Origin of the sequence: Faecalicoccus sp. LCP19S3_E2 (assembly GCF_052121255.1) — a bacterium.
In the GTDB taxonomy this organism is placed as follows: domain Bacteria; phylum Bacillota_I; class Bacilli_A; order Erysipelotrichales; family Erysipelotrichaceae; genus Faecalicoccus.
This window is the reverse complement of record NZ_JBQKEP010000001.1, coordinates 284,963-311,497: the sequence shown is the minus strand read 5'-3', so window position 1 is coordinate 311,497 and position 26,535 is coordinate 284,963. Positions and strand designations below refer to the sequence as shown.

The following is a 26,535-nucleotide window of genomic DNA, read 5'->3' as shown; positions in this document are numbered from 1 at the left end:
AGAACGTTATGTTTGATGAACTTCATGAGGAATGTGGTGTATTTGGTGCGTATCGAATCGAAAATGCCTCGAGTATAACATATTATGGATTACACTCTCTTCAACATCGTGGACAAGAAGCCAGCGGTATGGCTGTATGTGATGGAAAAGAGATCCATGTGCAAAAGGGAAAAGGTTTAACAGTCGATGTTTTTAGAAAAGATAAATTAAATCAGTTGGAAGGGGATCTGGCTATTGGACATGTGCGCTATTCGACAGCTGGAGGACAGGAAAATGAAAATATTCAGCCTATTGTGTCTAAAGGACATTTAGGTTCTTTGGCTGTGGCACACAATGGGCAGATCGTTAATGAAAAAGAATTGCGGCTGGAGTTAGAAAATCAAGGTGCCATTTTTCAGGGAACCAGTGACAGTGAAGTGCTGTTACATCTGATTCAGAAAGAAAAAGGAACACTATTGGAAAAGGTCATCAAGACCGCAAGACGATTAGAAGGAGCATTCTCTTTTCTTGTGTTGGATGAAGATTCCATCTATGCAGTACGAGATCGACATGGACTTCGTCCTTTAAGCTATGCAGCGTTTAAAGATGGCTATGTGATCAGTTCGGAAACGTGTGCTTTTGAAGTCATGGGAATCTATGATTCGACGGATCTAAAGCCGGGAGAAGTTGTGGAATTTAAAAAAGGATTGGTTAAGAAGTATCAATATACACAAGATATTACACATCATATGTGTGCTATGGAATATATTTATTTCGCAAGACCGGATAGTGTGGTGGAAGGAATCAATGTACATGCCTTTCGTAAAAAAACAGGAGCCGTTCTGGCTCAGAAAGACAAAGGATTGGATGCCGATATCGTAATCGGCGTTCCAGATTCTTCGTTAAGTGCTGCCATTGGATATGCGGAAGCTTCCGGTATTCCTTTGGAAAAAGGATTATATAAGAACCGTTATGTAGGTCGTACTTTCATTCAACCAACACAAGCCATGCGTGATCGTGGAGTTCGTATGAAGCTAAGCCCCGTAACCAGTGTTGTCAAAGGAAAAAGTGTTGTCATGATCGATGATTCCATTGTACGAGGGACTACATCTCGCCGTATTGTTCGTCTGTTAAAGGAGGCCGGTGCCAAGGCGGTTCATGTGCGTATTGCTTCTCCGGTCATTACACATCCTTGTTTTTATGGAGTCGATACCTCAACCAAAGAAGAATTGATCGGGGCTCGTATGAAGCCGAATGAGATTGAAAGATACATTGAAGCTGATTCTTTACAATATATGGAAGTGGAAGAACTTCAGCAGGTAGCTAAAGAGATCGGTTTATGTGTCGCATGCTTTAACGGGGACTATTGCACACCGCTATATTCGTATCAGAAGGTGCTGGAAAAATAATCGAGGAATAAACTAAAAAAGAGCTAATGCAAATGGAATTTTCACTTCATTTGGCATAGCTCTTTTTTCATCGATTTATGATAGTGGATCTATTTAAGCGAATCAAGCAAATCGAAAAAACTTTCAGTATCTGTGGAATATTATATGGGCATCCCATTAGAATCGAAATTCTTATGCAGGGTATGTTCTGTGATTGCTATGGAAGCGAATAAAGGTATCAGTTGAATACCGATTAAGATCAGACCGGCAATACTGATAAACGTTGTGTCTTTACCGATGGCCGGCAACATAAAAAGTATTGTGATGGGTAATTGAATCCAGCCGAAACGATAAGATATTTTACCAAAATAATGATTTGCAAACTGCCATGTCTGCTCGTTTTTCATTGACATTTCTGTGCGATAACCAAATAGAGGATTAATTTCTTTTGGTATATGTTTGGAAAAATATCTTCCAAAACCAATCATGGTAACAGGAAGTAACAGATCCATAACAAGCATAAAAATCCAATAGCCCATCTTAAAATACCTCCGTAGCTTTCTTAGGGTTATTGTAGTGCCGATTCATAGTCTGGTAAAGTTAAAATGGTATTAAAATGATTGTAAAATGGAAAGAAACAAAAAAGGTTTTCGAATAGAAAATGATATAATAGAAACGAAAATTAAGATTTGGAAAGGATACAACTATGACAATCAAGTGTTTAGCTTTTGATTTAGATGGAACATTATTGACTGATCAAAAAGAAATTAATCCACGTACTAAGGAATCCATTCAAAGAGCAATGGAGCAGGGAATCCATATCGTCATTGCCAGTGGAAGAGATAAAAACGGAACTTCATTTGTCTATGAACCCTTAGGCTTGGAGCAAGGAAAACATTATTTGGCTTTGGTCAATGGACAGATCATCTATGATTTTGAAAAGAAAGAATATGATTTGGATGATGTATTGACACCGGAAGATGGGTTAAAGATCCAACAAGTCTGTAAGCGGTTTGATATTGAAGGCATATTTTGTTGTGGCTATGATTTTTATAGTTATATTTCGGAAGCCAATCGTCAGAAAAAAATCGAACGCGAGAAATTATCAGGACAACCGATGGATTATGGTTTAAAAAAAGGGGGACCCAATCGTAACTTTATTGATCTTCCTTATAAAGAAATTGAGTTGACACAAGATATCAATAAAGTCATTATGGTGCATACTGCACAGTTCTTTGAAAAACATTTAGACGATCTAAAACAGGCATTATCAGATTATGATGTGCTTTTGATTGGACCGGAATGGCTGGAAATCATGCCAAAGGGCGTATCCAAAGCCAGCGCTTTAAAAAAGATCTGTAAAAGAGGTGGCTTTACCATGGATGAGATCATGGCTTTTGGAGATGCTCAAAATGATATTCAGATGATCAAAAGCGTGGGAATCGGTGTAGCCATGGGAAATGCGATGGAGGAAGTTAAAGCCGTAGCTAATGTGATTTGTGATACGAATTTGAACAATGGAATCGGTAAAACGATCGATGCGCTTTTGATGGGCAAAGAAATAGACTTACGCCATGCAAAGCTGTAAGATAAGACTATAGAAAGCGATGGTGAAGGATATGGAAATTATCAATGCACAACAATTTAATGAATACATGAAGGAAGATGCGGTTTTAGTAGATTTCTTCGCAACATGGTGTGGGCCATGTAAAATGTTAAGCCCGGTATTGGAAAGTGTAGCTAGTACATTAGAAGGCAAAGTGAAGATCGTAAAAGTCGATGTGGATCAAAGCCCAGAATTGGCTCAACAATACGGTGTTATGGCTGTACCGACAATGATCCTGTTTAAAAAAGGACAGCAGGTTACCGCATTCTCCGGTTATATGCCGGAAGCACAGCTTGTTGCCGGTATTGAAAAAGCACTATAATCAAAGAAAGTGTCATTCTCGTAATGGCACTTTTTTTATGGAAAAGAAAAATGCAGACAGCTATTTGCTTGTCTGCATCAAATGTTTCAATATGACTTTTGGTGTAATGATCACAAAACCGATCGTAATCAATAAGATGATAACCAACATGATGATAGAATACATTTCCCAGCTTGCCATTAAATCAAATAAGAAGAATGGTGCTACGGTTACCGCAAGGATAGTCCAGCTGATCAAGAACTCTAAAACAACGTTCATATTGTTTTTAACGGCACTGGTTTCATCTTCCCAGTCGGTTTTTGGATGAATACCATCGACAAAAATCGCAATCACATTGACTAACACGGTTGTCAAAATACTGCCAAAAAGGAAGAATACATCGTACCAAATTGGATAAGGCAAGATCATATGAATGCTAAACAACATCAAAACACAAGTTAATACCGAGAAAAGTGTTCCTACCGAACCTTTGATCATGACTTGTTTGGTAAAGTCAAAAGGAATGTATTTGACAAAGTCTAAATTCTTTCCTTCTCGTGAAAAGGCAGTAGCACTGATTCCGTTTAACGATCCGGCAAAGAAACCAACGGCTGCTCCGGCAATCACCAGGATCAAAGGAAGATTGACTAAATCTTGAACGATGATAGCCTGACTTGTTAACATTTCTTTAATTTCACTCATACCCGGTGTGACGATTGCCATCACGATAAACATGACCGGCATGACCAAAGCGGATAAAACACAGTTAGCCATATAGGCAGGGGTTCGAACCAATCGTAAAAATTCAACCTTCCAGTAGCTCCAGCTGACAGAACCTTGATTTCGATAAGAAACCTTTTTCTTTTTTCCGGCTGATGAAACCTTGGATTCTCTGGCAACACTTAAATACAGCCTATCGGCACAAATGACAAAAACAACTCCTAAAATCAGTGTAATGGCCAGTGTGATCAAAAAATCTATAAAGGATACTTCCACAATCGATCTGGCGGCAAAAGGCACATTGGCGAAAATACGAACGATCTTCAATAGATTTTCAGGATTGTTTTGAAGCATATCCATTAAGAACATAGGATTTTCTACGTTAGCACCTAGCTGACTGGAACCGATACCGATCAATACGGCAATACCGATCGATAGAACTCCGGTGATCATGTTGAAACGATCTTTATTCTTAAAGAATGGCAATAGTCTTAATATGATCATCCAGAAGATACTTGCGACAAAGGCGGTCGGTGCTCCAATTAAAAGAATCTGAGGGATAAATAATACAATTGATAAAATATTCACATTTCCGGCGCTGATATACGCAATTAACATCGGTACCATCCCTAATAAGCTTACTAACAGCAGGGATACATAGACGATCACAAACTTACTGGCAACGATGACTCTGGGCGTAATGGGAAGTACCAGTAAATGCTCCAAATCATTGGAGAAATAAAAGATCGATGGAAAGATAAACAAGGCTGTCCACAACATCAAAAAACAAATCATCGCAAAGCCCATTTCCATGATCAATAAATCGACGGTATGAGTCGCAAAACCAGTTTGAAACATATTAAACAGTAAGGCAAATGTGGGCAGTAAGCAGATAACCAGTACGGCTGCGACCGCGATTCCTTTTTTACCTTGTTTGGATTTTAGATCCATTCCGTAATTGGCCTTAAATAAGGCTTTTGTCACTGTCAGAAAATCACGCATTGCGTGTAACCTCCAGGAAGATTTCTTCCAAAGAATCCTTGTCTTTATGTAGTTCTTTTAGTTCATCCAGTGTACCGTTAAAACAGATGTTTCCATGATTGATGATGACGATCTTATCACATAGCTTTTCCGCAACCTCCAAAACATGGGTGGAGAAGAAAACAGTATTGCCATTATGAGCATGTTCTTTCATCATTTCTTTCAATAAGTAAGAAGAAGCAGGGTCTAATCCGGTCATCGGCTCATCCAAGATCCAGATGTTAGGGTTACATACCAACGTGGCAATCAGAATGGCTTTTTGTCGCATACCGTGGGAATAGCTGGACATGCGATCACTTAAGGCATCTTCCATACCGAAATCTTTGGCATATTTTTGAATACGCTCATTTCTGGTTTCTGTATCGATATGATAGATATCTGCCATAAACTGAATATATTCCATACCGCTTAAACGTAAGAACAAATCCGGAGAATCCGGTACCAGACCAAATTCACGTTTGGCATTGACCGGATCTTTTACGATGTCTTTTCCGTTTAAAGTGATAGTTCCTTCATCCGGTGTCAAGACCCCTGTCATCATATGGATCGTTGTTGTTTTACCAGCCCCGTTCGGGCCAATAAAGCCAACAATGCATCCGGTAGGGATGTCAACAGTCAGTTGGTTCACCGCTGTTTTTTCACCAAATCGTTTTGTCACATTTTTAATTTCAATCATATTTCAATCTCCTTTGCCGTATTATACCACCGGGGGGGGGGGTAAGCAATACAGGCATTAATTAAGATTATATTAATATTTAGTTAGTGTGTACAGTTAAATTTGGTTTATGTTCTCTATTTGCATGATATAAGTGCATTAAATGGATCACAATACTTAGAATATATTGAATATAAAATAGACAAATGGTTTAGTTAAGTGCGTTTATGGAATTTTAGTTCAAACACAATTGGATAAAGAAAGAATAGATCGTTCTGTTATGGATATAAAGTTTGGTGTACAATAGACAGCGTAAAAAAGGAGAGAGAATATGTCAAACACATTATTGATTGAACCTTGTATAAATGATGAGCAGCTTCATCAAACGGCTGATCTGGCTAATGCCATCTGGCATGAGTATTTTCCATTTTTGTTAAGTGATGAACAAATTGATTATATGGTGGAAAAGTTCTGTAGCTTTGATGCGATGAAAGATCTGGAAAAACATCATAATTATCATTATTTTATGGTAAAGGATGATCAAGGTCTTGTTGGCTATATCGCATTAGCGCATGAAGAAACACAGTTGTTTTTAAGTAAGATCTATTTAAAGAAGGAAGCCAGAGGATGTGGGTATGCTTCTAAAATGTTTGCTTATATTCAAGAACATGCCAGAAAATATCAGTATAACTCGATTTATCTGACATGTAATAAACAGAATCGTCATTCTTTAGATGTATATAAGAAATGGGGATTTAAAAAAGTGGATGAGGATGTGACAGATATCGGAAACGGATATGTAATGGATGATTATATCCTGGAGTACACGCTCTAAATGAAAAAAGAATATCTTGCCTGTGAGCGTAGGGAAGTCTTTATTTTATTGATGTTTGCGGCAGGAATGATGGGCGCCTATACATTTATCTTACGTGGTGGTGTCTTCTGTAATGCGCAAACCGCAAACTTTGTGATGATGGGAGTCTCTTTAGGGACAGGAAAGTTTTCACAGGGTTTGTATTATCTGATTCCGATCACCGCTTATTTTGCGGGGACCATCCTTTCCGAACTGTTGCCAAATCCGGTAAAACGAATTCATCTGTTTCGCTGGGATACCTATCTGGTGGCTTTTGAGATTTTCGTGTTGTTTATCGTTGGATGGATTCCGTTGACAATCAACCATCATGTTGTGCAAATTATGATCAACTTTATTGCTTCGATGCAGTATAACACATTCCGCCAGGCAGAAAGCATTCCTATGGCTACCACATTTTGTACCAATCATTTGCGACAGACAGGACTGGGCTTGATCCACTACATCAAAAAAAGAGATATCAAAGCGTTATCGAAAGGGTTGGCGCATTTATCGATGCTTTTGAGTTTTTTGCTTGGTGGTATCGTTGAAGCAGCTGCTTGTTTGTGGTTACAGGAAAGAGCTATCTGGATTGCACTACTACCTCTTTTGGTGACCTTTATACTTTTGGCATGTGGGGATATTAAAGAAGATCATCGCGATTTTCAAAAGATCCCTTCCGGGCATTAACACTCTTCATTGTAAAACCTATAGAAAAAATCTATAATGAAATCAAATGGAGGGCTGATGATGCAACAGGAACCACTATATATTACAGGACATATCCATCCCGATACCGACAGTGTGGCATCGGCGATTGGGTATGCCTTTTTAAAAAGAGCGATGGGCATTCCCGCCAAGGCATGTCGATTGGGAAATTTGAATACCGAAACACGTTATTTGTTGGAGCGTTTTCACTTTGAAGAACCGGAATTATTAGAAGATGCCAGGATCCAACTGCAGGAAATGCAGCTGGATCATCCGGTCGATCTAAATCCAGAAACAACTATTTTTGAAACCCTGCAACTGATGCAGAGTGGACAAGGGCAAGGCTTTGGGGTAACGGATGAAAATGGTGTTTTGATCGGAATCGTTACACGCAGCGATATCTCCTTTGTAGGTTTGGGTGATACGGCTCAGGGTATCGATCTGTTAAAGGAAACACCGGTTGAAAATATTGTGAAAACAATCAGCGGAAAATTGGTTTATAGAGATGAAAATCGTCATATCAACGGGAAAGTGTCAATCGTCGCATTAACGAAAAATCATGTTAAGAACTATGATATTCAGGATCGAATCGTTATTATCGGAGATGATACACAGGCACAGTCTGACTTGATTCGAAAAGGCGCCGGTATGCTTGTCATGGTTTGGACAAAAGAGGTACAGCCGGAAGTCATTGAACTGGCAAAACAATATCATTGCCAGCTTGTTCTATCGGGTCATGGAAGTATGAATACTTCACGTTATTTGTATTTTTCCGTACCGATCGGATTGATCATGACGAAAAAAGTAGTTACATTTTCCGATTATGAACTTGCCGAAGATGTCTCCAGAAAGATGTTGAAGACGCGTTATCGCATGTATCCTGTCGTGAATAAAAAATATCAGCCAATCGGTTACGTGACTCGTTATCATATGATGAATTATACGAATAAGAAGATCGTTATGGTCGATCATAATGAATTTTCACAGTCGGTTAAAGGGATCGAGCAGGCCGAACTGGTGGAAGTATTGGATCATCACAGGATCTGTGACTTTGCGACAAGCAAGCCGGTATCCTTCCGAAATGAAATCGTAGGCAGTACCGCAACGATCGTCGCCAAGATCTTTAAAGAAAACCAGATTCCGATTCCCAAAGATCTGGCTGGTCTGCTTCTGGGAGCGGTTCTTTCGGATACCTTGAAGTTCCAGTCGCCAACGACAACGCAAAAGGATATTGAGGTGGCCAACATGCTGGCGGCGTTCGCGTCCCTGGATATCGATGCCTTTGCGACCGATATGTTTACAGTCAGCTCCGATATTTCCGGAAAAAGCGTGGAACAGTTAGTCAATACCGATATCAAATACTTTGAGATTCGTAATCAGAAGCTGATGATTTCGCAAGTGATCATACCTTGTGTGGACTATGTGCTAGGTTTGGATGAAGAAATCGAAGAAGAGCTTTCCAAGCTTGTTAAACAAAGAGGGTTGGATGTATGTGTAGGTGTTTTTACAAGCATATTGGAAAATGGCTCGGTCTTTTTCGCAGCAGGGCCTAAAAAACATTGGGTAGAAGAAGCCTTCCCTTCCTATAAAAATAGGCATATCGTACAAAAAAATATATTATCGCGGAAGAATCAGATTGTACCGATGTTGACAGATGTGATCACAAAATCTTAATACAATTTTAATACAAAAGAACAGAACACTAATTAAACATTAATATCTTTTGTGATACTTTTGTGTGGTGTAAAATAAGATGGAAATTCTAGCGGTTTTTCTTCTATTTGTTTATATCCATGCCGTGCTATATACATTATATGTATATAAGAAGAAACGTGGTTCACGCTAGATATAGAGAATTTGGAGAAGAGATATGTTTAAAAAAATTCAGAGGCGATTTAGCCATGCACAGACTTTGGCCATCGGTCATTTTCTGGTGATCTTGATGGGTGCCTTGTTGTTGATGCTTCCTATTTCTTCCAGAAGCGGCACATCGACTGATTTCTTGTCTTCTTTGTTTACTTCAACGAGTGCGACTTGCGTGACTGGACTGGTTGTGGTAGATACCGGAACACACTGGAACTTTTTTGGGCAGTTAGTCATCATCACATTGATTCAGATTGGTGGACTGGGCTTTGTGACCATGGGTGTTTTGTTTTCGATGTTCTTGAATAAAAAGATCAGTTTACGAACTCGTGGACTGCTGCAGGATAGTCTTAATGTTGATAAGGTTGGCGGTGTTATCCGACTGGTCAAAAAAGCCTTGATGGGAACTTTGATCATTGAATCGATTGGTGCTGTTTTACTGATGTTTCGCTTCATTCCGGAATTTGGCCTGCAGACAGGTTTGTGGATGAGTATTTTTCACTCCATATCGGCTTTCTGTAATGCCGGCTTTGATATTCTGGGGAGCTTCTTTGGGGCTTATAGTTCCCTGGAAACATATGCCGGGGATGTACTAATCAATATGGTTATTATGTCATTGATCGTCATCGGTGGTATCGGTTTTATCGTATGGGCTGATCTTTTGGAACATAAATGGCATTTTAGAAAATATCGTTTACATACAAAAATCGTACTCGTCACAACATTTATCTTGATTTTTGGAGGAGCGTTCCTCTTCTATTTATTTGAAAAAGAGGCGATTCTGGCAGGACGACCGATTCATGAACAGATTTTATGTTGTTTGTTTAGTTCGGTTACAGCACGTACAGCCGGTTTTAACTCTGTTGATTTCGGTGTGGTACGACAAAGCAGTGCTTTATTGATGTGCGTGTTGATGTATATCGGAGGAAGTCCCGGATCAACAGCCGGTGGTATCAAAACGACAACGGTAGCAGTTTTGTTCTCTTCCTGGTTTAACAGTGTACGTGGTCATCATGACTGTAATTTATTTAAACGACAGGTTTCCAAGGATACCGTACGAGAATCCAGCAATGTTTTGATCATGACGATGACCTTGGCGCTAGTATCCATCATGACGATTTGTGCAATACAGGATTTGAATATGTTGGATGTGGCGTTTGAAGTCTTCTCCGGTTTAGGAACCGTAGGTATGACGACCGGAATCACAAGAGACCTTGTGCCTGTCTGTCGTGTGATCATTATTTTGATGATGTATTTAGGACGTATAGGATCGATGTCCTTTGCATACAGCTTCTTTGAAAAGAAGAGCGTGCCGGCCGTACAGAACCCGGTAGAGAAAGTGATGGTAGGTTAAGATGAAAACAGTATTGATTATCGGATTAGGACGATTTGGACGTCATTTGGCCACTCGAATGGCAAAATTAGGCAATGAAGTTATGGTTGTTGATCAGGATGCCGAAGTAGTAGAAAAGTTGTTGCCAATTGTAACAGATGGAAAAATCGGTGATTGTACGGATGAAGAAGTACTTCGCTCTTTAGGTGTCAACAACTATGATATTTGTTTTGTCTGCACCGGAAGTAGCTTCCAAAGCTCTTTGGAGATTACTGATCAATTAAAGGTTTTAGGTGCCAAGAAAGTCATTAGTAAAGCGGATCGTGATATTCAGGCAAAATTCCTGTTGAAAAACGGAGCGGATGAAGTCGTGTATCCAAACCGGGATATTGCGGAGAAAATGGCGGTTCGCTGCAGTATGAACAATGTCTTTGATTATGTAGAGCTTTCACAAGGATACTCCATCTATGAAATTCCACCATTACCGAAATGGGTAGGAAGAACAGTCGGTGAAGTTGATATTCGACGTCAGTACAGTCTGAGCATCATCAGCACGAAAAAAGAGGGAAAGCTGGATATGCTTCCAGGTGCCGGTCATGTCATTGAAGACGATGAGCATCTTGTTGTGATTGGGCTCCAAAAAGATATCGATAGAGTAGTAGGACAATTTAAGTAATAGGTTAAGCCATGATCGTACAAGGTCACGGCTTTTCTTTTTATAAAATCATAGGAAAAAAGGAATGTACGATATGTGATAAATACGATATAAATGAGATAAAGATGAGAATACAGGAGAATCAAGCTCATGAAAAAGATCGTTAAAATCATGCCACATTATGAGCCCAGAATGTGGGGCGGAGGCATCCGGCTAAAAGAAGAATTTCACTATGATACAGATGTAGCTCCTTTAGGGGAAGTCTATAATGTGGTGGCATTGCCGGGACATGCGGATTGTGAAGTGCCGGAAATGAATTGCACATTGTCGGAATTGTATGATCAGAAGCCAGAGTGGTTTGAATGTGAGACTAAACAGTTGCCGGTTCGTGTCAACATCTTGGATCCCATGGAAGATCTTTCTATTCAAATCTATCCGGATGATGCATTTGCCAAAGCGTATAACGGAGGTCGAGGGAAACCGGAGGCATGGGTCATTTTAGATGCGCCAAAAGATGGATATATCGAATTTGGGCATTGGGCCAACACGAAAGAAGAATTTATGGAATGGACAAAGCAGAAAGAATGGAAAAAACTGTTACGTTACCTTTCTACACCAATAGATGGATTTATCGATATTCCTACCGGTACGCTGCATGCGATAGGAAAAGGAGTGCTCACATACAATATATCCCGAAATGCAGATTTGACACTGCGCTTGTATGATTATGATCGTATTGATCCAGGTACACATAAGAAAAGAGAGATTCAACCGCAGGAAGTTTTTGAGAATGTCAATATTCCGGATAAAAGGATTGAATTTCAAATGTTTCCGTCTTCTTTTGAATTTGGCTGTAGAGTTACACGATATGGGGATGAACCCGAATTATATACATTATTTCGCTTACAGATCGATGAAAAGGGAAAATTTCTTCATGATCGATTTGCCTTCTATACCTGTGTAAAAGGGCAGGGGACAATCAATGATATCCCTATTCGAAAAGGCGAAACAATACTGGTTCCAGCTGATATGGGATGGATGCATTTTGAAGGAAAGATGGATCTTTTCCTGGCATCTTATCGTAATGAAAATGTTTAAAAAAGAGCTTTGAGTTTGTTCTCAAAGCTCTTAGCCTATGCGTTAGTTTCTGCATTGTTTAAAGAAGTCGGAATTTCTACCGGTTTATTTAAAATGTACATAAACTGTTCGCCGGTGATAGTTTCTTTTTCATAAAGATATTTGGCAAGTTCATGCAGCTTCATCTTATTGTCTAATAAGATTTGATAAGCTTCATCGTGGGCTTTTTTGATTAGAGTGGCTACTTCTTCATCGATTTTAGTTGCGGTTTCATTCGAACACTGAAGACTGGTATCGCCACCTAAGTATGCATTGTTTACTGTTTCCAAAGCCATCATGCCAAAGTTATCACTCATACCGTAGCGTGTGATCATGGCTCGTGCCAGCTTGGTAGCCTGCTCAATATCGTTGCTGGCGCCGGTTGTGATGGAATTAAAGATCAGTTCCTCGGCACATCGACCACCAGTATAGATCATCAATCGATGATAAGCATCTTCCTTAGATACTAAGTATTGTTCGTTTTGTTCAACCTGCATGGTATAACCTAAAGCCCCTTTGGTTCTTGGGATGATCGTGATTTTATGAACCGGAGCGCTGTTTTGACATTTGGCAGCGACTAAGGCATGGCCAATTTCATGATAGGATACGATCATACGCTCTTTATTGGAAATGGCCGTTCCTTTTTTCTGTTCACCGGCTATAACGATTTCAATAGCTTCTTCCAAGTCACGTTGAACAACCATCTTTCGTCCGTCACGTACGGCTAATAAGGCTGCTTCATTGACCATATTGGCTAGATCAGCGCCACTGGCACCGGCACTGGCTCTTGCGATTACGTTAAAATCTATTTCCGGAGAGCATTTTACATCCTGTGCATGGAGTTTAAGAATAGCCTCTCGTCCGGCAAGATCCGGTAATTCTACAGGGATACGACGATCGAATCTTCCTGGTCTTGTCAAAGCCGGGTCTAAGGATTCCGGACGGTTAGTTGCTGCCAATAAGACAACACCTTTTGATCCGTCAAATCCATCCATTTCTGCTAACAGCTGGTTTAGGGTCTGCTCTCGTTCATCGTTTCCGGATAATCCGGCACCATCTCGTTTTTTACCAATGGTATCGATCTCATCAATAAATACGATACAAGGTGCTTTTTCACGTGCTTGTTTAAATAAATCCCGGACCTTGGCAGCTCCACGACCGACAAACATTTCTACAAATTCAGAACCGGAAATAGAGAAGAAAGGAACACCGGCTTCACCGGCTACTGCTTTGGCTAATAAAGTTTTACCGGTTCCCGGAGGGCCAACCAACAAAGCACCTTTAGGCATCTGTGCACCAATCTCTTTATATTTTTTCGGGTTGTTTAAGAAATCCACGATTTCTTTTAAATTTTCTTTGGCTTCTTCCTGACCGGCTACATCATGGAATGTCTTTCCGGTCTTTTTGCCTTCATAGACTTTTACATTGGATTTTCCTAAATTTCCAAAACCAAAACCTCCCTGTCCAAAGGACATACTTTCGTTTCCAGTCTTGCTTTGGATTTTCTTAAACATACGTCGTCCAAACCACCAGAAGATAAATATCGGCAAAAATAGAGTTAAGAGATAATAGACAAACGGATTGATCTGTGTCGGGATGACCTGTGTAAAGTTAGCGCCGGAAGCATCCAGTCGATTTACCAGATCATCATCGTTCATTAATCCGGTTTCATAGGTTTTGTTGTCTTCACCTTTTAATGTGTAATATACCGTCTGGTCTTCAATCTGTACATTTTCAACATCTTTTTCTTCAATCGAATCTAAAAAGTCAGAATATGTTGTAGTTTCCATACGACTGGAATTGAACAGAGGCATCACAATAAAATTTAAAGCCAGGATAATAATTAATATAATGGCATAGTAACGATATAAGGATCGTTTGGGTTGATTGTTCATGAGTCTATCCTCCTAAAAGAATTGATATCATTATAAATCTTTTTAGCACTCTGTCAATTGGTTTGCTAAAGAAAAGATAATTTCACATAATGTAAAGAAGATATCTATAAATTTTGTTGGACACTAGGGTAAAAAATAGATAGAAAAGAGTTCTATCCATAAAAATCTTTGTTCAATTTGTATAAAAAGGGCCAGGCAGTTTTTAAATTTCTGCCTGGCAGTTTTTAGTAGAGATTGATTTTGAAAAAATACAATATAAGTTTATTTCAATATATTTTGTATTTCTTCTAATGGTTTTTGAGTTGTTTTAGAAATCTCTTCTGCAGTCATTGTTTGGGATAATAGCTTTATTAAGTCTTTCTGTCCTTCTTCACGGCCTTTCTCTTTTGCCCGTTTGATTCGTGCATTTTCCATTCGAATACTGTCATTGATACTCAACTGTTCGAATTCTTCATTGAGCTGATCGATCCATTCCTGGCTCATATACTTGATGATCTTGTCTGCCATGGCGATTCCTTCTTCCTGCTTGATTACTTCTTTGATTGTAGACTGTTTTCCTTCGTCATTTCATATTGTCTATCAGCTATCAAAACAAGGCAGTAAAAGAAGGCAGGTAAAAACAGATTTCACATACTAGCAATAATAGCCTCACTATTAGATACGAAATAAATCAGGAAAACTATTAAAAAAATGACGAATATTTTTATATCGTGTTTTAAGCCAGAGAAGACAATTCTTATGTTTGACAGATTTGATAATTTCACACATTTAAACAGTACTGAAAACACAGAAAACGCATATAGTATATGGGCAAATAAGGGGATGATTTCTATGAAGAAGGATGTATATCGTTACATATTGTTTTTTATATTGAACTTGATCTTTTTTATCTATACATGGATTTGTAATACGCATATGTCAATGTTACATATCGGATTGGCGATATGTTGTCTAGTTGGAGATGTGGGATGGCTTGGCTGGTCTTTTTATCATCATCAAAAATGGTATGAAAAATATTCAGCTTTTTTCTGTGCCTTGGTTCCATTGTTGACATTATTGATTTATTTTCGGGGAACTCGGTAAAGAAAAAAGAACCAGCGAGTGGTTCTTACTGAAAATATTTAATCAGAGCTTGCGTACCTAGATCCTGATATCCTTGATCCATCAGAGTGATGTATTCTTGGATCACATTTTCTACGCCGGTCAGTTTTGCTTCTTTTTGATCCAGAGCAATTCTTAAATCTTTGACAAAGTGTTTGATGTAGAAGCCGGGATCAAAATTATTTTGAAGCATTTTTGGTCCTAAGAGTTCTAACTGACGGGAACCGGCAGCTCCATTTTGCAGATTTTGAATGACCAAAGTAGGATCGCAGCCTTGGCTCTTTAAATAGGTCATAGCTTCACAAATACCCTGCAGTGTATTGGCAATCATGATTTGGTTGGCAATCTTTACTTTTTGACCGGCTCCGGCTACTCCGCAATAAAAGATATCTTTACCAAATGCGCTGAAAACAGGCTGTAGCTGATCAAAAGTTTCTTTTGGACCGCCGACCAAAATTGTTAAGGTTCCCTGCTTGGCGCCGGCATCACCACCGGTAACAGGTGCATCAAGTACCGTTACTTGTTTATCTTTTCCCTGCTGTGCTAACGCAACAGCCAGAGATGGTGAAGATGTAGTAAAGTCGATGCAAATTTTACCGGGTTCAATGTGTTCGAAAATTGTGCCATACACTTCTTTTACATCACTAGGGAAGCCTACCATGGTACAAATTACATCGCTGTGCTGCACCAAAGAAGCAATGTTTTCTTCTAAAACAGCGCCTTCTTCAACCAGATTTTGTACTTTTTGTGGGTGTCTGGCATACACATGAGCCTCGTGTCCATTCTTCAATAAGTGGTGCACCATGGGATTTCCCATGATTCCGGCACCGATCCATCCAATTTTCATTGTAGAGCCTCCTTTATCATTTCTTTGGCCCAACTTTGTGCCTTGTTTATATCTTCTGTATTGGGCCTAGTCTTTACCTCTTCAAAATTTTTTAAACTGACTTGCAGCTTTTTGTCCTCCGGATGTTCCTGTAATAATTTCACATAACGATCTTTAATGGCTTCCGGCATTTTTCCGGGACAAAAGAAATGTCCTAAAATGACGTTAGAATCATCAATCTGACTTTTGGCTCTTTGATACAAAGAAGCATAGTATTCTGATGATCCTCCAAAACCGCATGTGCCAAAATACGCAATCTTTTTATTCTTTAAAGAAGATAAAAGGTTTTGTATCACAGAAGAACAATTGCCTTTATCCGTCCAGGAACCAATAAAATATAAATCGGCTTCCTGTAGTTTGTGTGGTTTACCGCAATATACAACCTCGTCTTTACAAGTTTCATAAATCGCATCGGCAATCTTTTTTGTGTTGCCGGTTATACTATCGTAATAAATACAGATTTTCATGATTTTTCCTCCATCACTTCTAAAAGAAAAGATACTGGACGAAATCCATCGTTACAGCTGATCAAAGCCGATCTTGAATCCTTCATCCATCCATCGAAAAAATCCGTTGCGCCATGTGCTAAGGCAAAAACATAGGGGTATAAGTTCTGCCAGGCGCTTTGGCAAAAGTCGGATGGACAAAGTGCGTTGGAAACGACCCATGTTTGCCCTTCCGAAACAGGGCAGGCATGTTGAATCGGGTTTTCATATTTTTGAATCAGATCGGTGTAGATCGTCTGTTTTAAAGCGGTGATACGTATCTTTTTCATAAGGATATTGTATCACCTTATCGATTAAAAAGCTTTCTTCGTTTTGTGGATTGAATAAACAGACGTTTCATTTCTTCGACATCTTCCTGGTCCAAAACATCTCTGAAGTGTTGGATCGAAGCGATAAACTGGTCTGTTTCATCTAATAAGATTTCTTTGTTTAATAAGAACAATTCGCTCCATAGATCTTCGTTGATTTCGGCAATACGAGTCAGATCGCGAAAGCTGTCACCGGTATATTCTACAAGATGTGCATTTTCATGTGTGTTCATCAGACTGACCGCAATCACATGAGTCAACTGGGATAAAAAGCCGATCATGCGATCGTGTTCTTCAATACTGAGGGTACTGATGTTTTTAACACCTAAAACCACACCCAGTTGTCTGGCCAGTTCAATCGCTTCCGGTGTATTTTGATCGGTTGGTACAACGATGTAGTTGGCATGATCAAAAATCATTTCATCGCTAAACTGTATGCCTCTGGATTCTCTACCGCACATGGGATGAACGCTGATGAGCTCTAAATCCTCTCTTAAAATGGATTGTACCGGTTCGATGATATTGCTTTTGACACCGCTGATATCCATGAGAATCGCTTTATCTTTGCAGGCATGCTGGTATTGTCTGATCCAAGGCAAGATCTGTGTTGGGTAAAGGGCAATGATGATCAGATCGCATTCTTTTAACAGGGTTTCCGGTTCGGTCGTACCTTTTTGAATGATCTGATTCTGTAAGGCAATGTCCAGTGTTTCCTGGGATCGTTCAAAACCATAAACCGTATAGCCTTTATGGCTTAAACGGCTGGCAAAGCTTGCGCCCATGACACCTAGACCAACAAATCCGATTGTTTTCATACGATTTCCACCTTTCCATGGATTTTAAGAATATCATCGAAAAATGTCGGATAACTTTTTGTGATGGCTTCAGCACCTTGAATCACAGAAGGATGTTTTGCACAAAGACCGAAAACACTCATCGCCATCACGATACGATGATCATTATGTCCATCAATGATAATGTCTTTACGATCATAAGCTTCTTTTCCATAGATGGTGATCGTATCTTCGGTAGATGAAATATCTACACCCCATTTTTTTAATTCCGTTTCCATAGCTTCTATGCGGTCGCTTTCTTTGATGCGAAGTCGCTTTGCGTGAATGAAGTGCGTGCATCCTTTACAGAAGCTTGCTAGTACACAAAGAATAGGGCCAAGATCCGGGCAATTGGCCAGATCAATGGTCTGTGCCTGTAACGGTTGATGGGTAACGGTAATTTGATCGTTTTTGATGGATATCTTGGCTCCAGCATTTTGTAATTGTTGTAAGATGGCTTTATCTCCCTGCATGGAGTCAGGATCCATATTCGTAATCGTTAATTCACTTTGTAGAGAAGCCAACACCCCAAAGAAAGCCATTTGGGAATAATCGCCTTCCACGTGAACATTTTTTGCCTGATAGTGCTGACTGCCGGGAATGCTATACGTATTTCCTTTTTGATGAATCGTTATACCAAAATTCTTTAACATTTGCAGGGTCAAATCTATATAACTTTTGGATTCAAACGGTTCTTGAATCGTTATTGTACTTTCCTTTGGAAGTAAGGGAAGTGTGAATAAAAGCCCGCTGATAAACTGACTGGATACATTGCCTGGAATCGTATAGTGGTTCTCTTTTAATGCACCCTGAATTTCAATATGATCCTCTTCCTGTATAAAGGAAAGATTTTGCTGGTCGAATAAAGTTTGGTAGATATCCATAGGACGTTTCATCAGTCGTCCTTGTCCGATAAAAGTCACTTTTTGGTTAGTTAAGGAAGCTACTGGAATCAAAAAACGCAATGTGGAGCCAGATTCGTGGCAATCACAGAGGATGTTTTGTACCTGTACTTGTAAGTTGCTTCCATGAACGATGTAGTTGTCCTCTACTTTTTCGATTTTTGCACCTAATGCCTGCATGCACGAAATGGTAGCTTCAATATCTTTGGAAGGCATGATTCCAGAAAGTGTGCTGCACCCTTTGGCCAAAGAGGCACAGATCAAAGCACGGTGGGCCATGGACTTACTGCTGGGAATGGCAACGGTTCCATGAACTTTGGAAGGATAGATCTTAACTTTCATGATGTTCTCCTTCAAAGGGGGCCAGAGCCGCTTTTGACATCCATGCATCTAATAAACCAAAGCTTAACATGTTATCGACGACGATACGGGCGCGATGAATGATGCAAGGATCGTGACGACCGACGATCTGCAGCTTTACATTTTCCTTAGTCGAGTAATCGACGGAATCTTGTACTTTATAAATAGAAGAAGTTGGTTTGACACAAGTATGAATGAGGATTGGCATTCCGTTGGAGATTCCTCCATTGATTCCGGCATTGTTGTTCGTTGTTGTACGAATCTGGCCATCGAAATAAAAAGGATCGTTTGCCTGACTTCCTTTTAAATTCGCAAAGCCAAAGCCTAAACCAAAGCTGACGCCTTTAACAGCGGGAATAGAATATAAAATCTGTGTCAATGTGCTTTCCAAGGCTCCAAAGATGGGATCACCGATTCCTGCCGGATAACCGGTGATGGCTGTTTCTAAAATACCGCCAATTGAATCGCCTTCTTTTTGTGCCTGTAAAGCAGCTTCTTTCATCGGTTCTTCCATGGCTGCATCCAATACGGCAAACTTCATTTGATTGACCTGTTGGATTTGTTCATTCAAAACGTTGATGTCTGAACTGAAAGGAATGTCTTTTAAGTTGTATAACTGTTCCATGTGAGAGCCAATCTGAACACCTTTTGCCATTAAGATTTGTTTACAAATATTTCCTGCAGCTACCATGCAGGCGGTCAACCGACCTGAAAAATGACCACCACCACGATAATCCTGATAACCATTGTATCGTTCAAAGGCAGTATAATCCGCATGGCCGGGGCGCAATCGTCCCTTGATCTTTTCATAATCCTTTGAATGTTGGTCTTTATTGGCAATCAACAGAGTTAAAGGCGTACCCGTTGTATAACCATTGAAAAATCCAGATACAATCTCCGGATGATCCTCTTCATGGCGTTGCGTAGAAATTAAACCTATAGCCCTTCTTTTGTACATATCTTCATAAAGAAAATCTAAGTTGATTTTAAATCCGCTAGGTAATCCATCCAAAGTAACTCCAATATAAGGACCATGACTTTCACCAAAAATCGTCATTGTGATATTGTTTCCGATACTATTTTTCATAGGGACCTCTTTCTAATACGTTTCGGATTTGTTCGTATGTCATCTCTTCAATCTCAAAAGTTCCAGCCTGTCTAACTTTTACGATACTAACCGTTTGCGCACTGCTTTTTTTGTCATGTTGAATATAGCTCATTAAAGTATCGATGTCATAATCGGGAACTTTAGGCAGATCGAGTCGTTTATAGATCGATAAAACACGCTCTTTTAATGGCTGATCTTCAATAAAGAACAACATTCCCATTGCTACACACTCTCCATGCAGATAGGTATCGAGCCCATAGGCACCTTCGATCGCATGACCAATAGTGTGCCCAAAATTTAAGATTTTTCGCAAGCCGCTTTCTTTTTCATCTTGTTCAACAACTTGTCTTTTCACATTGATGGAACGTTCAATGATCTGTGGAATATCAAGCGTGTCTTGTTCAAAAAGTTCGACAAGCTTTTCATCTTGAATCAACCCGGTTTTTAAAGCTTCCACAAGTCCATTATGAATTTGTCTTTGAGACAGCGTAGAGAGAACATCCGGATCAATGATTACACCTTTTGGCTGATGAAAAGCACCAACGATATTTTTATAAGAAGCTACATCGATGGCTACCTTACCGCCTACACTGGAATCGACTTGTGCCAATAAAGTAGTGGGAATATTATAGAAATCGATGCCACGCATATAACTGGAGGCCACAAATCCTGCCAAATCACCGGTCACACCACCACCGATAGCCACAATCGCATCTTTTCTTGTCATATCATGATCAATACATTGTTTTAATAGATTTTCATATTGTGAAAAACACTTGGATGCTTCTCCCTGGGGAAAACGAATCACAAAGCTGTTTGGACACTGGTCTTTGATCTTTTGTATCCATTGTTCCGGAATCGCATCGTCGGCAATCAAAGCCAGTTTTCGATTAACATCGAGTATTGTATCTATATGAGAAAGAGCACCACTTTCAATTAAGATCGGATAAGAGCGATCTTTAAGATTAACTGTCATTTTCATATGTTTCACCTCTGCATTATGATACCATGAAAATGGATTCATGATGTAAAGAATGAAAGATTTTCAAAACAAATGAAAAAAAGGACTGCTTGAGTCCTTAAAAGTTATCTAATGAAATGTGATCTTTTAAGATTTGTAAAAAATCATTTAGATTTTCAGTTTTCAATAATAAACTCTGAAGTTGTGGGTTGTGCATCATTTCTACAAAGGTATCGTAGAGCTTTTCAATATCTTTTTTAGATTCATCGGATAACCCTAACATTAAAATAATTTGTGCTGTATCTTTACCAGACCAATGAATAGGTTCATCCAATATTCCTATAGCTATCTTACTTTTAAGCGAACACATTTCCAAAGGATGGGGAATTGCAATGACTCCATCCATTACTGTAGAAACCTTGTTCTCTCTTTCAAATACACTTTTTTCAAAACGTTCATCTACATATCCGGCATTTCGAAGAAGTTCACAGAGTATATGAATAATTTCTTTTTTATTGTGGACACGTGTGTGAACAAATAATTTAGAATCAAAAAAGTTTTGAATTTGATCTACAGGATGCATATTGCTCATAGTAAGAGCGCGAGTGATATTCTCAATATCTTTTCTTAATAAGGGCATTTCAACAGTTACGCATGGAATCTTTGTATTAGATAAGGGAACCGTAGAGATTATGCAGTCCACTGATTCTAAATCCATATCTTCCAATTCATTGGAAGGAGCCACCTTGATGATATCAATATTATTTGAGAACAATTTGCTGATTTTGGCGGATAAAAAGCTTCCAGTTGCATAGCCATTATCATAGAGAATCATTACTTTTTTATGTTTTGAATTCCTTAAATCAAAATATCGTTCAATGGCTGCACCGATATGAAGGGAAATGTACCCGATTTCATCATCGCTGAGATCAAAAGGTTCATTCTTAAAAACTTGTTTAATTACCGTTTCAGTAACTTCATAAGAAAGAATATAGTTATTTTTGATCGTATTCAATAAAGGATTCTTCTTATGTAAATCTAGATAATGTGTATTGAGTATAGACTGAAGATGATGGTTTAAATCTCTTTCCAAAATATAGTCAGATCTTAAATCAAAATGATAAAGCTCATAGATCATGTTGATGATACTAGAAACAATTTGATGTACATAATCAATATTCGCATGGTTGTTTAAAAGCTCATTGGTATTGGATATATAATGCGAATAAATGTAGTTTTTTTCGCTTTCGCTAAAACGAGTATGAAATGTTGATTCTATACATTCAATCAATGGCGAAAGAAGGTTTTGAGTCTGACTATCTACAGAAAAGTCATGGCTCTCCATATTTTGATCTGCCTGAATTCTTGATACGGATAAGGCAATATGAAGAATCAGGTTTCTAAGATTGTAGTCTGAAAAGTGCATGCCGTTTTTCTTGTTGAAATCTGTGACCAGCTCTTGGATCTGCTCAAATTCTAAATCTTTTAGAAGCGCCTGCTGCTCATTTGAAAACTTAGATACATAAGCATTGTAATTGGATGTGACCAAATCTATGATGCAATTTCGCTTATTCATTTCAGAACCTTCAATTTTGTAACCTACATTGGGCTTATTTTTGAGGGTTAAATCATATTTTTGAAGAATCAAACGTACAGTCTTTAGATAGCTAATAATCGTATTGATGCTTACAAATACTTCATTGGCAAGATCGTCTTGTGTTTTGAAATCATCTGAGTAAAGCATATAGATGATAATGTGATTAATTCTTTTATCTACAGAATCTAAACTTCCATCTGGCGTTGTATCATTCTGCAATAGGATCAATGAATCTTCGGGAATTTCCAAAATATAACCATTCCCTCTTTTCGTCAAAATCTTAGCATTCCATGGTGCCAGTTCTTCGTTGAGGATGCGGATGTCATTGCGTAAAGTTCTCTTGGAAATCTGAAATTTTCTAGCTAGCTCTTCAGGGGAAAGGGGTCCTTTTTGAGAAGCGAGGAAAGTAAAAATTTCTTGTAAGCGATTATAAGAAAACACGGACACACCTCCTAATCATCCATATTTATTATAACTTTTGTGAAAAAAGATAGCATTATAAGTCATTGCCAACTCAAATGGCAATTTTAGAATAGAATATATTATAAACTACTGCCATTTCAAACGGTAAATGCTTGTCTTTTATTTAAACATTAAACAGAATAGAATGGAATCAGAAAATGAAAGGCCTTTCAATCTAACGAAAGATGCATATTTTGCAAAGAGGAGGAATTACGTTGAGTACAATTAAAGTAGGAGTTATCGGAGTAGGACAGATGGGAACCTACCATGCGCAGATTTATCAGAAGTTGCCACAGGTAGAACTGGTTGCGCTTTGTGAATTTAATGATACAAGAAGAGAGCAGTTGAAAACTGAATTCCCTGGTGTTGCTTTATATAAGGATTATAAAGATCTTTTAGCAGACAATAGTATTGAAGCTGTAAGTATTGTATTGCCAGACAATTTACATAGAGAAGCTGTGGAGCTTGCGGTAAAAGCAAATAAGCATATTCTTTTGGAAAAACCATTAGCGAAAGAATTAGAAGATGGAAAAGCTTTGTATGAAATCACAAAAGACTATGACAAAGTGTTTACAACAGGTTTCTTGTTGCGATTTGATCCACGTTTTGCGATGATCAAGGAACGTTTAGATAGCGGAGAATTAGGTGATATCATCCACTGTTATGTGCGTAGAAACTCACCAATTATTGGTCCAAGACGTTATATCGGAGCTAGTGATTTGAGCATGCACGTAATGATTCATGATATTGATTATCTGAACTGGTGGATTGGATGTCAGCCAGTAAAAGTGTTTGCTAAGAACCGTAGTGTATTGTTGAAAGAAAATGGCATGAATGATGTTATTTATGCCATCGTAACCTATGAAAATGGTACGGTTGCATGCATGGAAGCTTGTTGGACATTGCCGGAAAATTCCCCAACAATCATTGATGATAAAGTTGAATTAGTGGGAACAAAGGGTGTTGCTTACGTTGATTCTTGTGATTACGGTGTACGTTTTGTATCCGAAAAAGGAATCGAATATCCGGATAGCCGTCACTGGTATTATGTCAATGGTGAAGTTTGTGGAGATTTAGCCGAAGAAGTTATGGCTTTTGTTAATAATGTAGCTTCTAACACAAAATCAATTATTACACCTAAACAGTCTTATGATGCATTGCGTGTAGTTGATGCAATTGAAAGATCAATCAAAGAAGGTAAAGAAGTTGAATTATAACTAACAAGAAGGGAGAGTATATGTCAAACAATGTCTCGTTGCGTGTGAAAGCGCAGCGTCTAGGTGGTAAGTTAAGTGCCATGGTGCTTCCTAACCTGGGTGCCTTTATGGGATGGGGTATCTTAACAGCTTTAGGAATTTGGCTTGCGAATGATACATTAAAAGGTTTTGTAGCTCCTGTATTGACTTATCTTCTTCCGGTACTGATCGGTGTTGCCGGAGGGAAGATGGTCTATGGAGAAAAAGGAGCTGTTATAGGAGCCTTTACTACTATGGGAGTTGTTATTGGTGCGAATATTACGATGTTGTTAGGAGCAATGATCATTTCTCCAATTGCAGCATGGATATTGAAAAAAGTGGATGGTGTGATTGAACCACACATTCCTGTTGGATTTGAGTTATTGATTGGGAACTTGACAGTTGCAATTCTGGGTGCCATTATTGCGGTATTTGGTTGTGTCGTATTAGCGCCAGCCATTACATCACTTTCCGGTTTCTTTGCAGCTGGTGTGTCAGCTTTGGAAAACAATAATCTGTTGCCTTTGACAGCAATCTTTATTGAACCGGCTAAAGTGTTATTCTTAAATAATGCGATTGGTCAGGGGATTTTGACACCATTAGGAACTACTCAGTTGGATGAATTGGGTAAATCTGTATTGTTCTTATTGGAATCCAATCCAGGACCAGGTTTGGGAATTCTGTTAGCCTACTGTCTGTTTGGAAAAGGAAATTCCAAAGCAAATGCATATGGAGCCACGGTGATTCATTTCTTTGGTGGTATTCATGAGATTTATTTCCCATTTATTTTGATGAAACCGGTATTGGTTATTGCGGCTATTGCCGGAGGTATCGTAGGAACATTCCTGTTTACGTTATTTGGAGTAGGATTAGTAGGTGTTAGTTCACCAGGAAGTATCATCACAATCATGATGATGTCTGCTGCCGGCGATCAGTTAAAAATCTTATTAGCTGTTCTTGCCTCGGCTGCTGCCAGTGGTATTGTAGCTTCTATTATTTTAAAAGGCTCTAAAGATGTAGATGAAGCGGAAGTTAACAAGAGCTTAAAAGAAGCAGCTAAGACAATGGAATCTTTGAAAGGTAAGAAATCTAGAATCTCTTCTGTCTTTGAAGATAAGGAACAAGAGGTTGATTATAGTGCTATAAAAAAGGTTCTTTATGTATGTGATGCCGGATTGGGGTCTTCAGCTATGGGAGCCAGCGTTATCGCGAAAAAGTTGAAGAAAGCTGGTATAACTGATATTGGTGTCGAACATGCCCGTGTCATGGATCTTCCTAGAGAGGATGCAGATATTATCGTAACGCATGTTTCATTAAAAGATGTAGCTCACGAAAAACAGCCGGATATCAAAATTATTTCTATTGAAGACTATCTGAATGCACCGGAATATGACGAACTGGTGAATAATATCGTTTCATCAAGAAATAAATAAACAAAAGGCAAGGATCCTCCGGTTTTGGATTCTTGCCTTTCATTGAAGAAAGCAGGGAAAATATGTTAAAAGCACTTGTTTTTGATTTTGACGGTGTCATTGTAGATACAGAAGCAGAATGGTATTATATATACAAAGAATGGCTAAAAAAAACATATGATTATGACTTGAAAGTCAATGATTATTTAGTGTGCGTGGGAGCCAACAGTCAGAACCTGTTTCGATTTATTAAAAAAGAATTGGGAGATCATGTTCCTATTGAAGAATTTGAAAAAGAAGCAACACAGGAATATATTGAAAGAACCAATCGCCTTCCGGCGATGGAAGGTGTTAAAGAGTTGATCATACGGGCCAAATCAGAGGGGTTAAAATTAGCAATTGCAACTTCGGCAACGCGAAAAAAGCCTGTTACACAGTTAAAAAGGTTAGGCTTATTGGACTATTTTGATGCTTTTTCGACTGCTGAATTAAGCGAGAATATAAAGCCGGCGCCTGATATTTTCCTTAAAGCAGCTGAATTATTGGATTGTAAGCCGGAGGAATGTCTGGCTATTGAAGATTCTTTGAATGGGCTTATTGCGGCGCAAAGAGCTTCTATGCCGTGTTTGATCGTTCCTAACATGATTACAAAAGATAGTCCGTTTACTGGCTATTATAAAATGGTTAACTCTTTAAAGGATATAGATTTGAGCGAAATTGAATCATATTTTTTAAAAAAAGAATAAAGGGAGGA

At 38.8% G+C, this 26,535-nt stretch carries 26 protein-coding genes; 13 read left to right on the top strand and 13 right to left on the bottom strand.

Going from position 1 to position 26,535, the window contains the following annotated elements:
• Nucleotides 1–8: 8 nt before the first annotated feature.
• Nucleotides 9–1,388: an amidophosphoribosyltransferase gene (gene purF, locus ACTQX6_RS01605; protein WP_294689286.1), complete on the top strand. Its 1,380-nt coding sequence runs from the start codon at nt 9–11 to the stop codon at nt 1,386–1,388.
• A gap of 140 nt (nt 1,389–1,528) precedes the next feature.
• Here purF and ACTQX6_RS01600 read toward each other — a convergent pair whose 3' ends face one another.
• The gene (locus ACTQX6_RS01600; protein ID WP_272002125.1) at nt 1,529–1,906 is read right to left on the bottom strand and encodes an SdpI family protein; all 378 of its coding nucleotides are present in this window, start codon (nt 1,904–1,906) and stop codon (nt 1,529–1,531) included.
• 167 nt (nt 1,907–2,073) lie between these two features.
• Here ACTQX6_RS01600 and ACTQX6_RS01595 point away from each other — a divergent pair, with 167 nt between their 5' ends.
• The gene (locus ACTQX6_RS01595) at nt 2,074–2,955 is read left to right on the top strand and encodes a Cof-type HAD-IIB family hydrolase (protein WP_294689284.1); all 882 of its coding nucleotides are present in this window, start codon (nt 2,074–2,076) and stop codon (nt 2,953–2,955) included.
• Between the two features lie 31 nt (nt 2,956–2,986).
• Entirely contained in the window at nt 2,987–3,295 is a 309-nt protein-coding gene (gene trxA, locus ACTQX6_RS01590; protein ID WP_022790038.1) for a thioredoxin, read from the top strand.
• A gap of 60 nt (nt 3,296–3,355) precedes the next feature.
• Here the strand turns inward: trxA and ACTQX6_RS01585 are convergent, their stop codons facing one another.
• Both ACTQX6_RS01585 and ACTQX6_RS01580 read right to left on the bottom strand, forming a co-directional pair.
• On the bottom strand, nt 3,356–4,996 hold the full coding sequence (locus ACTQX6_RS01585) for a hypothetical protein (protein ID WP_294689283.1): 1,641 nt from the start codon (nt 4,994–4,996) through the stop codon (nt 3,356–3,358).
• On the bottom strand, nt 4,989–5,711 hold the full coding sequence (locus ACTQX6_RS01580; protein ID WP_205139545.1) for an ABC transporter ATP-binding protein: 723 nt from the start codon (nt 5,709–5,711) through the stop codon (nt 4,989–4,991). The genes ACTQX6_RS01585 and ACTQX6_RS01580 overlap by 8 nt, the downstream gene beginning before the upstream one ends.
• Before the next feature lie 310 nt (nt 5,712–6,021).
• On the opposite strand from ACTQX6_RS01580, the gene ACTQX6_RS01575 reads away from it, so the two are divergent.
• The 6 genes from ACTQX6_RS01575 (at nt 6,022) to ACTQX6_RS01550 (ending at nt 12,197) form a co-directional block, all read left to right on the top strand.
• On the top strand, nt 6,022–6,525 hold the full coding sequence (locus ACTQX6_RS01575; protein WP_272002152.1) for a GNAT family N-acetyltransferase: 504 nt from the start codon (nt 6,022–6,024) through the stop codon (nt 6,523–6,525).
• Nucleotides 6,526–7,230, top strand: a complete 705-nt coding sequence (locus tag ACTQX6_RS01570) for a YoaK family protein (RefSeq protein ID WP_294689279.1) — start codon at nt 6,526–6,528, stop codon at nt 7,228–7,230. It begins immediately after the preceding gene.
• 57 nt (nt 7,231–7,287) lie between these two features.
• Nucleotides 7,288–8,922, top strand: a complete 1,635-nt coding sequence (locus tag ACTQX6_RS01565; protein WP_272005121.1) for a putative manganese-dependent inorganic diphosphatase — start codon at nt 7,288–7,290, stop codon at nt 8,920–8,922.
• A gap of 196 nt (nt 8,923–9,118) precedes the next feature.
• Nucleotides 9,119–10,465, top strand: a complete 1,347-nt coding sequence (locus ACTQX6_RS01560) for a TrkH family potassium uptake protein (RefSeq protein WP_294689278.1) — start codon at nt 9,119–9,121, stop codon at nt 10,463–10,465.
• 1 nt (nt 10,466) lies between these two features.
• Nucleotides 10,467–11,120, top strand: coding sequence for a potassium channel family protein (locus tag ACTQX6_RS01555; protein ID WP_168965955.1), 654 nt, complete (start codon nt 10,467–10,469; stop codon nt 11,118–11,120).
• A 129-nt stretch (nt 11,121–11,249) separates the two neighbouring features.
• Nucleotides 11,250–12,197: a class I mannose-6-phosphate isomerase gene (locus ACTQX6_RS01550; protein WP_294689275.1), complete on the top strand. Its 948-nt coding sequence runs from the start codon at nt 11,250–11,252 to the stop codon at nt 12,195–12,197.
• A 35-nt stretch (nt 12,198–12,232) separates the two neighbouring features.
• Here ACTQX6_RS01550 and ftsH read toward each other — a convergent pair whose 3' ends face one another.
• Nucleotides 12,233–14,110 carry an ATP-dependent zinc metalloprotease FtsH gene (gene ftsH / locus ACTQX6_RS01545; RefSeq protein WP_320863127.1) on the bottom strand — a complete coding sequence of 626 codons (1,878 nt, stop codon included), beginning with the start codon at nt 14,108–14,110 and terminating at the stop codon, nt 12,233–12,235.
• Nucleotides 14,111–14,371: 261 nt separating this feature from the next.
• Nucleotides 14,372–14,617, bottom strand: coding sequence for a hypothetical protein (locus tag ACTQX6_RS01540; protein ID WP_320863128.1), 246 nt, complete (start codon nt 14,615–14,617; stop codon nt 14,372–14,374).
• A 324-nt stretch (nt 14,618–14,941) separates the two neighbouring features.
• Between ACTQX6_RS01540 and ACTQX6_RS01535 the strand changes: the two genes are divergently transcribed.
• Complete coding sequence (locus ACTQX6_RS01535) at nt 14,942–15,193, top strand: hypothetical protein (protein ID WP_205141694.1); 252 nt, start codon at nt 14,942–14,944, stop codon at nt 15,191–15,193.
• A 25-nt stretch (nt 15,194–15,218) separates the two neighbouring features.
• Here the strand turns inward: ACTQX6_RS01535 and ACTQX6_RS01530 are convergent, their stop codons facing one another.
• The 8 genes from ACTQX6_RS01530 to ACTQX6_RS01495 all read right to left on the bottom strand — a co-directional run bounded on the left by ACTQX6_RS01530 (nt 15,219) and on the right by ACTQX6_RS01495 (nt 23,113).
• Entirely contained in the window at nt 15,219–16,058 is an 840-nt protein-coding gene (locus ACTQX6_RS01530; protein WP_294688646.1) for an NAD(P)-dependent oxidoreductase, read from the bottom strand.
• Nucleotides 16,055–16,564, bottom strand: coding sequence for a flavodoxin family protein BilS (gene bilS, locus ACTQX6_RS01525; protein WP_117445982.1), 510 nt, complete (start codon nt 16,562–16,564; stop codon nt 16,055–16,057). The genes ACTQX6_RS01530 and bilS overlap by 4 nt, the downstream gene beginning before the upstream one ends.
• Nucleotides 16,561–16,872 (bottom strand): TIGR04076 family protein, encoded by a 312-nt coding sequence (locus ACTQX6_RS01520; RefSeq protein ID WP_167698349.1) that lies wholly within the window; start codon nt 16,870–16,872, stop codon nt 16,561–16,563. The genes bilS and ACTQX6_RS01520 overlap by 4 nt, the downstream gene beginning before the upstream one ends.
• Nucleotides 16,873–16,889: 17 nt before the next feature.
• Nucleotides 16,890–17,726, bottom strand: coding sequence for a prephenate dehydrogenase (locus tag ACTQX6_RS01515; RefSeq protein WP_294688650.1), 837 nt, complete (start codon nt 17,724–17,726; stop codon nt 16,890–16,892).
• Nucleotides 17,723–18,988 carry a 3-phosphoshikimate 1-carboxyvinyltransferase gene (aroA, locus tag ACTQX6_RS01510; protein WP_294688651.1) on the bottom strand — a complete coding sequence of 422 codons (1,266 nt, stop codon included), beginning with the start codon at nt 18,986–18,988 and terminating at the stop codon, nt 17,723–17,725. The genes ACTQX6_RS01515 and aroA overlap by 4 nt, the downstream gene beginning before the upstream one ends.
• Nucleotides 18,978–20,093, bottom strand: coding sequence for a chorismate synthase (aroC, locus tag ACTQX6_RS01505; RefSeq protein ID WP_294688652.1), 1,116 nt, complete (start codon nt 20,091–20,093; stop codon nt 18,978–18,980). The genes aroA and aroC overlap by 11 nt, the downstream gene beginning before the upstream one ends.
• Nucleotides 20,083–21,096: a 3-dehydroquinate synthase gene (aroB, locus tag ACTQX6_RS01500; RefSeq protein WP_294688653.1), complete on the bottom strand. Its 1,014-nt coding sequence runs from the start codon at nt 21,094–21,096 to the stop codon at nt 20,083–20,085. The genes aroC and aroB overlap by 11 nt, the downstream gene beginning before the upstream one ends.
• Before the next feature lie 97 nt (nt 21,097–21,193).
• Nucleotides 21,194–23,113 carry a BglG family transcription antiterminator gene (locus ACTQX6_RS01495; RefSeq protein WP_294688654.1) on the bottom strand — a complete coding sequence of 640 codons (1,920 nt, stop codon included), beginning with the start codon at nt 23,111–23,113 and terminating at the stop codon, nt 21,194–21,196.
• A gap of 236 nt (nt 23,114–23,349) precedes the next feature.
• On the opposite strand from ACTQX6_RS01495, the gene ACTQX6_RS01490 reads away from it, so the two are divergent.
• The 3 genes from ACTQX6_RS01490 to ACTQX6_RS01480 all read left to right on the top strand — a co-directional run bounded on the left by ACTQX6_RS01490 (nt 23,350) and on the right by ACTQX6_RS01480 (nt 26,527).
• Nucleotides 23,350–24,351, top strand: coding sequence for a Gfo/Idh/MocA family protein (locus ACTQX6_RS01490; RefSeq protein ID WP_206198272.1), 1,002 nt, complete (start codon nt 23,350–23,352; stop codon nt 24,349–24,351).
• A gap of 20 nt (nt 24,352–24,371) precedes the next feature.
• Nucleotides 24,372–25,802 carry a PTS mannitol transporter subunit IICB gene (locus ACTQX6_RS01485; protein ID WP_117445974.1) on the top strand — a complete coding sequence of 477 codons (1,431 nt, stop codon included), beginning with the start codon at nt 24,372–24,374 and terminating at the stop codon, nt 25,800–25,802.
• 62 nt (nt 25,803–25,864) lie between these two features.
• Nucleotides 25,865–26,527 (top strand): HAD family hydrolase, encoded by a 663-nt coding sequence (locus tag ACTQX6_RS01480; protein WP_294688658.1) that lies wholly within the window; start codon nt 25,865–25,867, stop codon nt 26,525–26,527.
• Nucleotides 26,528–26,535: the final 8 nt, after the last annotated feature.

What these genes read in the sequence shown, in the direction of transcription:
- purF (WP_294689286.1), top strand. Translation starts at nt 9, where the DNA reads ATGTTTGATGAACTTCATGAGGAATGTGGTGTATTTGGTGCGTATCGA.
- ACTQX6_RS01600 (WP_272002125.1), bottom strand. Translation starts at nt 1,906, where the DNA reads ATGGGCTATTGGATTTTTATGCTTGTTATGGATCTGTTACTTCCTGTT.
- ACTQX6_RS01595 (WP_294689284.1), top strand. Translation starts at nt 2,074, where the DNA reads ATGACAATCAAGTGTTTAGCTTTTGATTTAGATGGAACATTATTGACT.
- trxA (WP_022790038.1), top strand. Translation starts at nt 2,987, where the DNA reads ATGGAAATTATCAATGCACAACAATTTAATGAATACATGAAGGAAGAT.
- ACTQX6_RS01585 (WP_294689283.1), bottom strand. Translation starts at nt 4,996, where the DNA reads ATGCGTGATTTTCTGACAGTGACAAAAGCCTTATTTAAGGCCAATTAC.
- ACTQX6_RS01580 (WP_205139545.1), bottom strand. Translation starts at nt 5,711, where the DNA reads ATGATTGAAATTAAAAATGTGACAAAACGATTTGGTGAAAAAACAGCG.
- ACTQX6_RS01575 (WP_272002152.1), top strand. Translation starts at nt 6,022, where the DNA reads ATGTCAAACACATTATTGATTGAACCTTGTATAAATGATGAGCAGCTT.
- ACTQX6_RS01570 (WP_294689279.1), top strand. Translation starts at nt 6,526, where the DNA reads ATGAAAAAAGAATATCTTGCCTGTGAGCGTAGGGAAGTCTTTATTTTA.
- ACTQX6_RS01565 (WP_272005121.1), top strand. Translation starts at nt 7,288, where the DNA reads ATGATGCAACAGGAACCACTATATATTACAGGACATATCCATCCCGAT.
- ACTQX6_RS01560 (WP_294689278.1), top strand. Translation starts at nt 9,119, where the DNA reads ATGTTTAAAAAAATTCAGAGGCGATTTAGCCATGCACAGACTTTGGCC.
- ACTQX6_RS01555 (WP_168965955.1), top strand. Translation starts at nt 10,467, where the DNA reads ATGAAAACAGTATTGATTATCGGATTAGGACGATTTGGACGTCATTTG.
- ACTQX6_RS01550 (WP_294689275.1), top strand. Translation starts at nt 11,250, where the DNA reads ATGAAAAAGATCGTTAAAATCATGCCACATTATGAGCCCAGAATGTGG.
- ftsH (WP_320863127.1), bottom strand. Translation starts at nt 14,110, where the DNA reads ATGAACAATCAACCCAAACGATCCTTATATCGTTACTATGCCATTATA.
- ACTQX6_RS01540 (WP_320863128.1), bottom strand. Translation starts at nt 14,617, where the DNA reads ATGGCAGACAAGATCATCAAGTATATGAGCCAGGAATGGATCGATCAG.
- ACTQX6_RS01535 (WP_205141694.1), top strand. Translation starts at nt 14,942, where the DNA reads ATGAAGAAGGATGTATATCGTTACATATTGTTTTTTATATTGAACTTG.
- ACTQX6_RS01530 (WP_294688646.1), bottom strand. Translation starts at nt 16,058, where the DNA reads ATGAAAATTGGATGGATCGGTGCCGGAATCATGGGAAATCCCATGGTG.
- bilS (WP_117445982.1), bottom strand. Translation starts at nt 16,564, where the DNA reads ATGAAAATCTGTATTTATTACGATAGTATAACCGGCAACACAAAAAAG.
- ACTQX6_RS01520 (WP_167698349.1), bottom strand. Translation starts at nt 16,872, where the DNA reads ATGAAAAAGATACGTATCACCGCTTTAAAACAGACGATCTACACCGAT.
- ACTQX6_RS01515 (WP_294688650.1), bottom strand. Translation starts at nt 17,726, where the DNA reads ATGAAAACAATCGGATTTGTTGGTCTAGGTGTCATGGGCGCAAGCTTT.
- aroA (WP_294688651.1), bottom strand. Translation starts at nt 18,988, where the DNA reads ATGAAAGTTAAGATCTATCCTTCCAAAGTTCATGGAACCGTTGCCATT.
- aroC (WP_294688652.1), bottom strand. Translation starts at nt 20,093, where the DNA reads ATGAAAAATAGTATCGGAAACAATATCACAATGACGATTTTTGGTGAA.
- aroB (WP_294688653.1), bottom strand. Translation starts at nt 21,096, where the DNA reads ATGAAAATGACAGTTAATCTTAAAGATCGCTCTTATCCGATCTTAATT.
- ACTQX6_RS01485 (WP_117445974.1), top strand. Translation starts at nt 24,372, where the DNA reads ATGTCAAACAATGTCTCGTTGCGTGTGAAAGCGCAGCGTCTAGGTGGT.
- ACTQX6_RS01480 (WP_294688658.1), top strand. Translation starts at nt 25,865, where the DNA reads ATGTTAAAAGCACTTGTTTTTGATTTTGACGGTGTCATTGTAGATACA.